Source organism: Ktedonobacter racemifer DSM 44963, assembly GCF_000178855.1.
Classification (GTDB): Bacteria; Chloroflexota; Ktedonobacteria; order Ktedonobacterales; family Ktedonobacteraceae; genus Ktedonobacter; species Ktedonobacter racemifer.
In genome coordinates this window covers 1,395,964-1,408,925 of sequence record NZ_ADVG01000001.1, presented here as the reverse complement: position 1 = coordinate 1,408,925, position 12,962 = coordinate 1,395,964, and the positions used below count along the sequence as shown (strand labels likewise).

Below are 12,962 nucleotides of genomic sequence, written 5' to 3'. Positions count from 1 at the left end.
CATAGATATGACGAGGAGCTTGTATGACAACGACGCAAACGCAACCGCAGATTCAGCAGTGGACAAACCTCGCTCAGCAATTACGTGTGGACAGTATCCGTTGCACGACGGCTGCTGGTTCGGGGCATCCCACCTCTTCCATGTCAGCGGCTGATCTGATGGCCGTGTTGATGATCAGCTATTTGCGGTATGACTTTGACAATCCAAAACATCCCAACAACGATCACCTGATCTTCTCCAAGGGGCATGCCGCGCCCTTGCTCTACTCGATGTATAAGGCGGCAGGCGCGATTGATGACGCAGAATTAATGACGCTGCGTAAGTTTGGCAGTCGCCTGGAGGGGCATCCCACCCCCGCCCTGCCGTATGTCGACGTTGCGACTGGCTCGCTTGGGCAGGGTTTGCCGATTGGCGTTGGCGTGGCGATGGCAGGCAAGTACCTGGATAAGTTACCCTATCACGTCTGGGTAGTGCTTGGCGATAGTGAAATGGCCGAAGGCTCTATCTGGGAGGCCTGTGATAAGGCTGGGTTCTATAAACTGGATCACTTGATTGGTATTCTGGACTGCAATCGCCTGGGTCAGCGTGGCGAGACCGAGCTTGGCTGGAATACAGCGGCCTACGCGGCCCGTGCGCGAGCCTTTGGCTGGCATGCCATCGAAATTGATGGCCACGACTACGAGCAGATCAACCAGGCCTACGCCGAGGCACTCCAGACCGAAGGCAAGCCCACACTGATCATCGCCAAAACCAAGAAGGGCAAGGGCGTCTCCTTCCTCGAGGACAAAGATGGCTGGCATGGCAAGCCGGTCCCCAAGGATAAAGAAGATGAGGCCTTGCAAGAACTGCATCGTCCAGCGCGGAGTATGACGTTCTCAGTACAGAAGCCTGAGAATCTCCAGCCTGTCTCCATTCCTCCAGCCAAAGCCGTCGACCTGCCGCGCTACGAAGTGGGTTCTTCCGAGGCGACGCGTAAGGCCTATGGCGACGCCCTGAAGGCGCTTGGTGAAGCCGATGGTCGCGTAGTGGCTATGGATGGCGAGGTCAGCAACTCCACCTATGCTCAGGAGTTCGCCAAGGCCTTCCCAGAGCGCTTCTTTGAGCAGTACATCGCCGAGGAGCAACTGGTGGCGACCGCGATTGGCATGCAGGTACGGCACTATATCCCCTTTGCCTCAACTTTCGCGGCCTTCTTCTCGCGTGCCTACGACTTTATCCGCATGGGTGCCATCTCGCGGGCGAACATCCGCCTGTGCGGCTCGCACGCTGGTGTCTCTATTGGTGAAGATGGACCTTCGCAGATGGCCCTTGAGGACCTGGCGATGATGCGCGCCGTCTTTGGCAGCACGGTCCTGTATCCCTCTGACCCCAACCAGGCGGCACAACTGGTCGCAGAGATGGCGAAGCATGACGGCATTGTCTACCTGCGTAGTACGCGTGAGAAGACACCCGTTCTCTACGCCCCCGACGAGAAATTTACCGTTGGTGGCAGCAAAGTCGTCAAGCAGTCGGCTCAGGATAAAGTGACCGTGGTCGCGGCAGGTATTACCCTGCACGAAGCCCTGAAGGCATATGAGCAACTGAAGGGCGAGAATATTCACGCTCGCATCATCGATGCCTACTCTGTCAAGCCAATTGACGAGGAGACCATTCTAGCGGCGGCGGAAGAGGCGGGCAACAAGATTGTAACAGTTGAAGATCACTGGCCCGAGGGCGGCCTGGGCGACGCCGTTACTGAGGTCTTCACCCAGCGTGATGGCCCCATGCCCCAGGTAGTGAAGCTGGCGGTCCAGAGCATGCCTGGATCCGGCACCCCCGCAGAACTGTTGGAAGAGGCTGGCATCAGCGCGCACCACATTGTGCAAGCGGTGAAAGCCCTCATCTAGCCCTGGCAACTGAATAGTATAGTGTAGAATAAAAGCGGCGAGGTCAAACTAATGGCCTCGTCGCTTGCTGTCCTTGCGAACAGGAACATTTGCATTTTGGCAATAATTACCATTCAGGATATTCCTTTCCGCTTTTGGACTTTGCCAGTGTATAGAGAGAGTAGAGCGTACCAAGAGCGGTTTAAAGAACCACTCTATGGGCTATGGTGGAAAAAGTCGCAGTATGTTCCTACCAAGAGCGGTTTAAAGAACCACTCTATGGGCTATGGTGGAAAAATGCCGCAGGCATTTTTCCACCATAGCCCATACCTCTGCGAAGCGTCGCAGACGCTGAGAAATCTGTGCGAACAGTGTAAAATAGGCTCAGGTTCTTTCTCAAGGAAAGGGATAAGAGTTGAACACGATAGATATTGGAAATCAATCACTCGAATGGGATTCAGTACTCAAGGCTAGCATCGACCTGGATGCGCGTAAGGCCTTGCCGAAGCTGGATGCGCGTGGGATCGTGGCTTTTACTGATGGGGCGTGTATCAAGAATCCGGGCGGTCCCGCAGGCTGGAGCGCTCTGTTGTGGGCTGCGGTTGACAGTAACAATGGCATTATGGCCGAGAAGGCCGCATGCCTGGAGTGTTATGGGCATATCCCCAAGGCGCCGACTACCACGAATAATCGTGCCGAGATCTCGGCTGTGCTGGCGGTGCTCTCTATTGCGCCTCCTACGTTGCCGCTGAAAATCTACAGTGATAGCGAGTATACGATTAAGGTCGCGCAGGGCGTTTTTCAGATGAAGGCCAACCCGGATCTCTGGCAGATCTATCGCCAGCTACTCAGCTATCGCAAGCAACCGCCTACCTTTGAATGGGTGCGCGGGCATGCCGGGCATGCCCAGAACGAGCGTGCCGATGAGCTGGCAGGATTGGGAGTCTTTAATGGCGATACCACGGCCTTTAAGCGCTGGGAAGCCACCCAGACTGCCGAGGCAAAATCGGGAATGTCTACAGGCGAACTGGCACAGTTGCGGCGCCAGGTTCAGACGGTGAAGGCTTTTTTTGAGACACAGGCGCCTGGCGGTGGGCGTATTAGCGAGCAGGAACGTCGCTTTATCGATGATATGGCGAAGCGGATGCAGAAAAACACATTCGCGCCAAGCGAGAAGCAGCGCAACTGGGTCAAAGTGCTGGCTTCAAAATATAGAGTTCAATAGAGCTATGTGGAAGTAAATGTTGTAGATAGGTAGCAGCACCGCTTAAGCCATTATATACCTTTTTTGGATGCTGAAAGATGTGATACACTAGCAGAGGTTGAGGGGAGTACGTCTCTACCTCTCCGGAAATGCGAACCCTGCATTTCGCTCTCGCGTATGCTTGATGGTGTGTTTCTTGATTGAAGCGAAAGGATTGCATCTTGAAAGATCAAGTGGTGCAGCAGTTGAAAGAGAATCTGCATTTACAGCACGAGCCTATCGGATTGGCGTTTGTCAAACAAATTCCTACGGATGTCGCCCATGTCGCGAAACGCGTCCCCTCTGCCTGTACCTTCTGGCGCCTGGCGGAACAGGGCGTCTTTTACGCGGGCGCGGAGGATCACCAGGAGTGCCCCATTGGGATGATGACCATGGGTTTTCAGATGCCAGCCTCTGACCAGGAACGGGCGCAGGCGCTTGTAGAGACGATGGCCAGCGTAAAGTATTTCTCGCCGGCCGAAGTAAGTGCGCTGCCCACAGTGCAGAAGCCGCACCAGTATATTGTGTATGGTCGCATGGACCAATTGCCTCTGGACCCGGATGTCGTCCTCTGTCGCATGAATACGCAACAGGCCATGCTGGTGTCTGAGGCCATGGGACAGGTCAACTGGCTCCAGGGGGGACAGAGTGCCTTTGGTCGCCCAACCTGCGGTGTTATTCCGCGTACCTTGCAGGCTGGGGAGGTCTCTTTGAGCTTTGGATGTGTGGGGGCGCGTACCTATATCGAACTGACGCCAGAGGAGGTTATCTTGACGATCCCTGGCGAACAGTTAGCTGAACTGGCTGAGCGCTTGCAGACCATTGTGGAGGCCAATGCCGCGCTCGCGCCCTATCACCAACAGCAGAAAGCACTATTCCCCGCTTAAGTCGCGTGGAATGTGCCTTTAAGAAGGATGGTATGAAGAGAAATCACGCTCAGATGCTTTGTGTAGCTTATGAGCTAGGCGAGTTGTCCACCCGGCCACAAGCGGTGCCGGGTGGGCTATTGCACCAGATGTGGCGCCTGGATACAACACGTGGGCGACACGCGGTAAAGCAGCTCAACCCTGCCATTATGCACAAGCCAGGGATTGAGGAGGCATATCGCGCCTCAGAGCGTATTGCCCTGGAGATGTACGGGTATGGGGTGCCTGCCATCGTTGCACTCCAACGGGGGGGCGATCCTCTCTACCAGGTAGAAGGGACCTCGTACCTTGTCTATGACTGGTGTGAAGGCAATGCGCTTACTTCTGAAGCAAGCGAGCCAGGGCAGGCCCGCCAGATGGGGCACCTGCTTGGACAGATGCATAGCGTGAAGATGAGTGTGCCGGGAGCGGAGGATGAGGAGTGGCGGAGCTTCGACGAGGAGGTGTGGGATATGCTGACCTTCCACGCAGCCTCGCAGAATCTGGAGTGGGCCTACATCGCGCGCTCAATGCTACCCCGCTTGCTGACCTGGAGTCGTTTGTATGAGGTGGCGGGCCAGCAATTGGGGCGGCACCAGGTCGTGAGTCATCGCGACCTGGATCAGAAAAACGTGCTGTGGCGGGATGACCAGACGCCTCATATCATCGATTGGGAGGCAGCTGGCCTGATAAATCCGACGCTCGAACTGGTTGGAGTGGCTCTCTCCTGGAGTGGGCTTGTTGTTGGCGATGTACGTAAAGAGAGCTTTGACGCGGTTATAGCAGGTTACCGTCAGACGGGTGGTGAAATCCATAATACAAGCGAGGTAGCCTTACATGGCTTGATGGGAACCTGGCTGGGCTGGTTGCTTTTCAATATGCGGCGCTCACTGGGGGAATCTGTTGAGCGCGAGGAAGAGCGAGACCTGGGCAAACGCGAGACGAGCATGACGCTAAAGCTCCTACGCACGTTTGACGACCATCTTCCCATCTGGGCAGGCTGGCTTGACGCGTGGCGATAAACACGCTTGTCGGTGGCTGTAAGGGCATCCTGGTAGGCTGAGGTTGCCACGATGCCCTATACCTACACCAAATTCAGGTAAGTGGCGTGAGGAGAAGTTTTGTTAATGGGAGAATAAACTGGCGTTCATTGTCCCAATAGTTATGGGCTTGTAGCCCGCCAGGTGAGCTAAAGCGCAGATTATCAACCTGGATATCACAGATATCCATTGTGAGATCATCGCCAGTATAGGGGTCAATATGGACAAAGAGGTGATCCCCATGCGTGAGAACAGGCGTCTCTCTCCGCCAGGAAAGAGGGGGTGCCAGGGGATCGGCAACAGGATCATGGTCGTCCCAGAAGTTAAGCCAGTGTTTTATGGGGAAATCGCACTCAATATCACGGCCCCAGCGGAAAAAGGTGACATATTTGCGGAGAGGGCTACCCGCTGTAATCAAGCCAGCGATCCTCTCCCTCGCGTACTGCGGCAGGAGGCGAAGCACATCGAAGGCAATTACTGTGCCGTTGCTATGGGTGTTGAGAATGATGCGTCCAACATCGTCGCGGCTGGCCAGGCGTAAGAGGGCGTCGAGGATGAAGCTGCGAATACGTTCGCGTTGCTCGTTCGTACTGACGTAAGCCGCCACATCGGTTTGCAACTGTTGCAGAATTGCGAATCGACCTGTTTGCTCTTTATTGGTTCTGAGTGAAGGATAGGTCCCGAGTAAAGAGGCGTGAGGGGGGGCCTTGGGTGTGGAGAATAGAGGAGGAACAACTTTTTTGAGAAAGTGTGCGATTCCCAGGGGCGAGATGTAGTTGAAGAGCGAGGAGAGCAGCATCATGCTGGCATTGAGCGTGGGAACCAGGTGCCCTCGATTTTCTTCGATATCCGAGTAGACAAGCGCGATATGTACAATAGATCCCTTGCCATTGCTCAGCGGGGCCTGGGAGCTATTAATTCGTTCTGGACTATCGCGTACCCAGACGCCCAGGCGTGCTAATCCAGCCTCCCGGCAATGACTGCCAGCCGGCCAGCAACTCTGGACATAGATGGGGCCATGGGAACTGGGGGGCGTATCTGGACGCTGTAAGGGATCTGTGCTGAGTTGGGTTGCGTCAAGGTATTTACTCAAGTTGGCATGTAGCCTGTCTGCATAGCCTGGCGTTTGGCCTTGCGGGGGGTGCTGAAAGCCAATGCCATGGAGCGTGACCAGGCAGGTAAGCGTTTGATTCATCACAACATATCCTCCACCAGATGCAACTAACCATTCACCATGTTGTGTGTGTGATTATCGTGTCGTCCGGCATTTGAGCGCCGTGCGACCACCATATGTACCTTTTACTGTCATTGTACCGCGAAAAGGCCCACTTTACCATCATCGCGTGTTAAAATCTTTCCTAAGAAATAGTGCCATAGATTGTCAGATATTGACCTATACTGGCATTTATAGTACAATACAGGGAAATAAAAGGAAAAGAGGTGTTATAGGATGCAACTTGTTGAGCGGCATATCATCTGCAAAGGTGATTCTCGGTATACTGCCATCGATGCAGCCTCCTTCGCCTCCAAAAACCTCTATAATCTCGCGAACTACCACATGCGCCAATCCTTCATCCATACGGGTACGTACCTCAGTATAGCTGAGGTCTATCATCTGGTGAAGGACACCGAAGCCTACCAAGCCTTGCCGCGTAAAGTGAGCAATGATGTCCTTCGGCTTCTTGAGAAGAACTGGAAGTCGTTTCGTAAAGGGCTTGCAGCGTGGTTTGAAGATCCATCGAAGTTTCAAGGTCGTCCTAAGCTGCCTAAGTACAAAGACAAACAAAAGGGGCGCAATATCCTCGTGTATGATAGACAAGCTCTCTCGAAGAAAGCCCTCAAGAAGCGAGGAATGATTGCTCCATCACAACTGGGAATCGAGATTCCTACCAAACAGAACAACGTCAAACAAGCTCGTATCATTCCTCGTAGTGGGTTCTATATTATAGAAGTGGTCTACGAACAAGAACCCAAACACGCAGGAGTTGATCCTTTGCTCGTCGCTGGTATCGATATTGGATTGAACAACGTAGCAACGCTAACATCAAACAAAGCAGGCTTTACGCCTCTGCTGGTTAACGGGCGTCCGCTGAAGCACATCAACCAATGGTATAACAAAGAACGTGCAAGGTTACAGAGCCATCTCAGCAAGCACAAGCGTCATACCTCCACTCGTTTAGAACGCCTTACCCAGAAGCGCACACGCAAAATTGACCATTACTTGCACACCCAAAGCCATCGTATCATCGAGCATCTCGTTGAGGAAGGTATAGGAACAGTCGTAATCGGGAAGAACGATGGGTGGAAGCAAGAAATCAACATAGGGAAGCGCAACAATCAACAGTTTGTGCAAATCCCCTTTGCTCGCTTCATTGATATGCTCAACTAGAAAGCAGAATTGGTGGGAATACATGTGATCCTCCAAGAAGAAAGCCACACCAGTAAGTGTAGCTTTCTTGATCTTGAGCCCATCTGTCATCATGAGCACTACCTGGGCAAACGCATCAAACGTGGCTTGTTTCGTACCAGTACTGGCAGGCGTATCAATGCCGATGTGAATGGCAGCCTCAACATTATCCGAAAAGCAATCCCTGACTCCTTCGGGCAAGGGATCGTGGGCGTGGCAGTCCGTCCAGTGGGTGCTCCCACATACTGAGCAGTGCTTGTCATTGTTTAGGTGAACTGTACGGATGTTCTCAAATAGAGTAGAATAGTGGACTGTTGTGCCCGTACGGTTGGCGTTATAATTAGTAGAAATATGGAGAGGCACAAAGAAACATCTCCTCTATGTGTGTCTAAGATTGCTGATATTAGTGCAAGGACATTCTGCATGACTACGACAAAGTCAAAAATACAATCAGAGAAGACTAGTGCACCGGTGCCGCATGAGGTCCTGGAGCGTAATCCAGGTATGCCCCTGGACCTGGATTGGATACATCGCGTACATGTGAACCGTAGCGCCGTTGAGCGCCGTGCCGCCACCATTCCAACCCGGCGCTCAGTCAAGAAAGAGTGGCAGGCAGCCTGGCTTCTGCGGGCGATTACCTGTATTGATTTAACCACATTAGCGGGCGATGATACGCCGGGCAATGTCAAGCGGCTCTGCGCCAAGGCCAGGCAGCCTGTACGCCAGGAACTGCTTGACGCGTTGGGTGTGCCACACCTGCAAACGGGGGCGGTATGCGTCTATCATAACCTTGTACCCATAGCGGTCGAGGCGCTAGCCGGGGCAAATATTCCTGTCGCCGCCGTGTCAACGGGCTTTCCCGCAGGCCAGAATCCCTTTGACTTGAAGCTGCGCGAGATCCAGGCTTCTGTACAGGCTGGAGCAAAGGAGATCGATATTGTGATCTCGCGCGCCCATGTACTCACGGGTAACTGGCAGGCCCTTTATGACGAGGTCAAGGCCTTCCGCGAGGCGTGTGGAGAGGCGCATATGAAGACCATCCTGGCGACCCATGAGCTAGCGACGCTGCGTAACGTCGCGATGGCAAGCCTGGTCTGTATGATGGCAGGCGCGGATTTTATCAAGACCTCGACCGGGAAAGAACCGGTGAATGCCATCCTACCCGTGGGCCTGATCATGACACGCGCCATTCGCGATTATCATGAAGAGACAGGCTACAAGGTTGGCTTTAAGCCCGCAGGCGGTATTCGCAGCGCGAAATCCTCGCTGGATTGGCTGATCTTGATGAAAGAGGAACTGGGCAATGAGTGGTTAAATAACTCACTCTTCCGTATCGGAGCCAGTGGCCTGCTTTCGGATATTGAGAGACAGATTGAGCATTTTGTGAGCGGACGCTACGCGGCGGCGCACCATAATCCAATGGTTTAGATCCGGGGGAGTTGTAGGCATGAATGTAATGGAATTATTTGAGACAATGGAGTACGGTCCCGCGCCGGAGGCTGCCACAACGGTCCAGGCCTGGCTTAAGGAGCATGAGCGCTTTGGGCTGTTTATTGAGAACCAGTGGGTCGAGCCGGCCAGTGGGCAATACATGGAGAGCATGAACCCTGCCAATGGCAAGGCCCTGGTGCAGGTTGCCTCCGCCAGTAGTGCCGACGTGGATGCCGCGGTAGCCGCGGCGCGTAAGGCCTTCAAAACATGGAGCAAGACCCCAGATCATGTACGCGCGCGCTATATGTATGCCCTGGCTCGGCAGATTCAGAAGCATGCGCGCTTCCTATCGGTCCTGGAATCGCTGGACAACGGGAAATCTATTCGTGAGACGCGCGATATCGACATTCCCCTGGTCGCACGCCACTTCTACTATCACGCTGGCTGGGCGCAGTTGATGGGGCGAGAACTGCCAGGCTATGAGCCAGTGGGAGTTGTGGGGCAAATTATTCCCTGGAACTTTCCTCTCTTAATGCTGGCCTGGAAGATTGCTCCAGCCATTGCCATGGGCAATACAGTGGTCTTAAAGCCCGCGCGCTATACCCCCCTGACTGCCCTCAAGTTCGCTGAAATCGTGCAGGAGGCTGGCTTGCCGGAGGGCGTGATTAATATTGTCACCGGCGAGGCGTCGCAGGTAGGCGATGCACTGGTGAAGCATCCTGACGTCAACAAAATTGCCTTTACGGGTTCGACCGAGGTGGGACGCAGCATCCGCCGCTCGACGGCTGGCTCGGGCAAGAAGCTATCGCTTGAACTAGGTGGGAAATCACCCTTTATTGTCTTTGATGACGCCGACCTGGATAGCGTCGTCGAGGGTGTGGTAGATGCCATCTGGTTTAACCAGGGCCAGGTCTGTTGCGCAGGATCGCGCCTGCTGGTGCAGGAGAACGTCGCGGAGCGCCTGCTTAACAAGCTACGCGCGCGTATGGAGAAGCTGCGCGTGGGTGATCCCCTGGATAAGGGCATAGATATTGGCGCGATTGTCTCTCCATCGCAGTTGCAGGAGATCGAGCGCCTGGTCGCGCAGGGCGAGGCCGAGGGAGCCGAGAAATGGCAGCCCTCCTGGGCCTGCCCAAGCGAAGGCTCGTTCTTCCCGCCCACGCTCTTTACCAATGTCTCTCCAGCTTCCAGCATTGCCCAGGTCGAGATCTTCGGCCCGGTCCTGGTCGCCATGACCTTCCGTACGCCTACTGAGGCGGTCCAACTGGCCAATAACACACGCTATGGCCTGGCGGCAAGCATCTGGAGCGATAATATCAACCTGGCCCTGGATATCGCGCCAAAAATTCAGGCCGGAAGCGTCTGGATCAACTGCACCAACGTCTTCGATGCCTCCAGTGGCTTTGGCGGCTATCGGGAGAGCGGCTATGGGCGTGAGGGTGGTAAAGAAGGTCTGTATGAGTATGTGCACCCCGGCTGGGAGGCAAGCCAGGTTTCTGAGAAGCCTCAGCGCTCCAGGCCACAAAGCCTTGCTGAGGACGAGGAAGTCGCGAACACGTCAGAAGAGGCGGAGCTCGCTCTTCCCGCCATTGATCGCACGCCCAAGCTGTTTATTGGCGGCAAGCAGGTGCGTCCAGACTCGGGGTATAGTCTGAGCGTCAAGGGCGTTGATGGCAAGCCACTTGGGGAAGTTGGTGAGGGAAATCGCAAGGATATTCGTAACGCCGTAGAGGCGGCGCATGCCGCGAGTAAATGGGCGAGTGCTACTCCTCACAACCGAGCGCAGATACTATACTATATCGCCGAGAACCTGGCCGTGCGCGAAGAAGAGTTCGCGCGGCGCATTATGCAGCAAATGGGTCGGGGGCGAAAAGAGGCGCTGCAAGAGGTGCATGCCACGCTCTCGCGCCTGTTTAGCTATGCTGCCTGGACGGATAAGTTCGAAGGCGTGATTCACCGCCCGCCCATGCGTGGCGTTACGCTGGCGATGCACGAGCCTATCGGGGTGATGGGCGTCGTGGCCCCCGATGAGTATCCTTTACTGGGCTTTATCTCGCTTGTGGCGCCCGCGATAGCCATGGGAAACACAGTAGTTGCCATCCCCTCCCCAATGGCGCCTCTCAGCGCTACGGACTGCTATCAGATCTTTGAGACATCGGACCTGCCCGTCGGGGTCGTCAATATCGTGACGGGCGAGCGCGAGGGCTTAGCTAAAGTTCTGGCTGAGCATGAGGATGTCGATGCGCTCTGGTACTTTGGCTCTGCCGGGGGCGCGAAGATGGTTGAGGAGGGTTCCGCGAGCAACATGAAGCGTACCTGGGTCAACTATGGGCGGCAGCGTGACTGGCTGGACCCCATCCAGGGTGAGGGCGAGGAGTTCTTGCGAGCCTCAGTCCAGGTGAAGAACATCTGGGTTCCTTACGGCGAATAAAGCCATTTGATAGATACTTGGTGTAGGATAGAGTGGTGCACCATGGCAACCTGCGGTTGCCATGGTGCACCACATTACTTCTTATCCCACGACCTCGCGGAGCTGACTTACAACGTCCTCCAGCTGGGCCGCGGCATCGGTTGCCGAGGTGGCGCCAGAGGCAAGCTGCTCGGTCACCTGGTTGGTAACTTTGAGCGCGGTTGCCAGCTTTTTATTGCTCTCATTCTGATATTGGGCGGCGTTTTCGATATATTTGGCCCCATTTTGCACATGTTCAATAGCTTGCAGGAGCTTCTGTCTATCAAGCTGGTTCATATTCTGGCCAAGATTTTTGCCCACTGCCGCCAGCTGAGTCGCGGCGGAGTTAATAGCCTCGGTGTAGTACTGAACAGATTGCAGACCGATCTGGGAAGACTCGACCACCCACATCTGCTCGGTCGAGGCGTCTCGTTGGCGCGACGCCAGGCTGTTCAAGGCATCGCTGCTATCGCGCAGGGCGTTGACTGCTTGCAGAATCGGCCGGGTCAGGCTCCGGCCAGCTACAAGACCGATGATCGCAACCAGGCCTGACATGATGAGGGCCACGAGTAGTGTGATTTCAAGCTGCTGTTGTGCGACCGCATTGACCGTGCTGAGCGGGCTGAGCACATAGTATTTCCAGGGGACATCTTGTGCCTTTTGTTTAACGTTTGCCTGCACAATCTGATAACTCTCGTTTTGCTCGGTGAGTTGTGCTTGATAGGAAACGGATGATGCCGTATCTTTCAGGTGTTGGGTGAGCGTGACATCTTTTTTCACTGGAATAGGATTGGGACCATAGCGTTGCTCATTGCTGACTTGCTGTTGTACGTCTGGTGGTAGATTCTCTACTGCTGTGAAAATACGTTTAGGGTCGGTATCTGCGATGCGCACGCCATCTTCATTCAGGATAAAGGCATAGCTATTTTTCCCGTTTTGCGTATCACCTTTCACAATATCCCAGATATAGTCCAGGCCCAGGGTGACGCGAATAAAGCCAATGAGGGTGTTGGTTGTTTTGCCTTCTGGTGTGATAACTGCGACTGGTGAGTAAATATCTACCGTAGCCTTTTCCTTTTGTGCGTCCGGGTTATAGTAAACTGTGGAAATAACGGTCTGGCCAGCAAATACCTCATCCTGGTAGAGTTGAGGAACGAGGGTTTTTCCGTGAAGGACTGGTTTTTGCGTCGTAGGGTAGGCCAGGCGAAGCTTGCCATGACGATCATACAACTGCCAGGTAGTGTAGTTTTTATCGCGATACATACCAGCAGCCAAGGCGAAGATAGTATGTTTTGTTTGATCCGCATAGGTTGGATCGGTGGGGGGTGTGATGAGATATTGTGGGACGGTGGGAACCTGGGTAATGGTTTGTGCGTCGAGCACACGCTCGTTGAAATAGGTATTGATCTGGTCGACACGTGTTTTTGCATCGCCCTGCATGGCTTTATTGGCCTGATCCGTCAGGATTGGTTGGGTACGCCATTCGATCACAAATAAGGTAATGACCAATGGAAGAATCGTGGCGAGCACCAGTCCTAGCGAGATACGAAGTGGCAATGACATGCCGCGACGTCGCCTATTGTTGTAATTTGATCCAGGCATAGCGCATTCTAATCCTTAAA

Annotated in this window: 8 protein-coding genes and 1 pseudogene; 7 read left to right on the top strand and 2 right to left on the bottom strand. The window is 54.3% G+C overall.

Going from position 1 to position 12,962, the window contains the following annotated elements; translation table 11 throughout:
• Nucleotides 1-23 precede the first annotated feature (23 nt).
• The 4 genes from KRAC_RS06185 to KRAC_RS06170 all read left to right on the top strand — a co-directional run bounded on the left by KRAC_RS06185 (nt 24) and on the right by KRAC_RS06170 (nt 5,035).
• Complete coding sequence (locus KRAC_RS06185) at nt 24-1,886, top strand: transketolase (protein WP_007905329.1); 1,863 nt, start codon at nt 24-26, stop codon at nt 1,884-1,886.
• A gap of 394 nt (nt 1,887-2,280) precedes the next feature.
• Nucleotides 2,281-3,090, top strand: coding sequence for an RNase H family protein (locus KRAC_RS06180; protein ID WP_040442003.1), 810 nt, complete (start codon nt 2,281-2,283; stop codon nt 3,088-3,090).
• Nucleotides 3,091-3,290: 200 nt separating this feature from the next.
• Nucleotides 3,291-3,995, top strand: coding sequence for a DUF169 domain-containing protein (locus KRAC_RS06175; RefSeq protein ID WP_007905325.1), 705 nt, complete (start codon nt 3,291-3,293; stop codon nt 3,993-3,995).
• A gap of 32 nt (nt 3,996-4,027) precedes the next feature.
• Complete coding sequence (locus tag KRAC_RS06170) at nt 4,028-5,035, top strand: phosphotransferase (RefSeq protein WP_007905324.1); 1,008 nt, start codon at nt 4,028-4,030, stop codon at nt 5,033-5,035.
• A 73-nt stretch (nt 5,036-5,108) separates the two neighbouring features.
• On the opposite strand, the gene KRAC_RS06165 is transcribed toward KRAC_RS06170, so the two are convergent.
• Entirely contained in the window at nt 5,109-6,251 is a 1,143-nt protein-coding gene (locus KRAC_RS06165) for an alpha/beta fold hydrolase (protein ID WP_169460863.1), read from the bottom strand.
• A 252-nt stretch (nt 6,252-6,503) separates the two neighbouring features.
• Between KRAC_RS06165 and KRAC_RS06160 the strand changes: the two are divergent.
• The 3 genes and pseudogenes from KRAC_RS06160 (at nt 6,504) to KRAC_RS06150 (ending at nt 11,322) form a co-directional block, all read left to right on the top strand.
• Nucleotides 6,504-7,709 (top strand): annotated as a pseudogene (locus KRAC_RS06160) (RNA-guided endonuclease InsQ/TnpB family protein).
• A gap of 174 nt (nt 7,710-7,883) precedes the next feature.
• On the top strand, nt 7,884-8,888 hold the full coding sequence (gene deoC / locus KRAC_RS06155) for a deoxyribose-phosphate aldolase (RefSeq protein ID WP_007905322.1): 1,005 nt from the start codon (nt 7,884-7,886) through the stop codon (nt 8,886-8,888).
• A gap of 19 nt (nt 8,889-8,907) precedes the next feature.
• On the top strand, nt 8,908-11,322 hold the full coding sequence (locus KRAC_RS06150; RefSeq protein ID WP_007905321.1) for an aldehyde dehydrogenase family protein: 2,415 nt from the start codon (nt 8,908-8,910) through the stop codon (nt 11,320-11,322).
• 81 nt (nt 11,323-11,403) lie between these two features.
• Here the strand turns inward: KRAC_RS06150 and KRAC_RS06145 are convergent, their stop codons facing one another.
• Nucleotides 11,404-12,903 carry a PDC sensor domain-containing protein gene (locus KRAC_RS06145; protein WP_169460862.1) on the bottom strand — a complete coding sequence of 500 codons (1,500 nt, stop codon included), beginning with the start codon at nt 12,901-12,903 and terminating at the stop codon, nt 11,404-11,406.
• Nucleotides 12,904-12,962: the final 59 nt, after the last annotated feature.

Excerpts from the sequence above, each read along its gene's own strand:
- KRAC_RS06145 (WP_169460862.1), bottom strand. The coding sequence starts at position 12,903 with ATGTCATTGCCACTTCGTATCTCGCTAGGACTGGTGCTCGCCACGATT.
- deoC (WP_007905322.1), top strand. The coding sequence starts at position 7,884 with ATGACTACGACAAAGTCAAAAATACAATCAGAGAAGACTAGTGCACCG.
- KRAC_RS06170 (WP_007905324.1), top strand. The coding sequence starts at position 4,028 with ATGAAGAGAAATCACGCTCAGATGCTTTGTGTAGCTTATGAGCTAGGC.
- KRAC_RS06150 (WP_007905321.1), top strand. The coding sequence starts at position 8,908 with ATGAATGTAATGGAATTATTTGAGACAATGGAGTACGGTCCCGCGCCG.
- KRAC_RS06185 (WP_007905329.1), top strand. The coding sequence starts at position 24 with ATGACAACGACGCAAACGCAACCGCAGATTCAGCAGTGGACAAACCTC.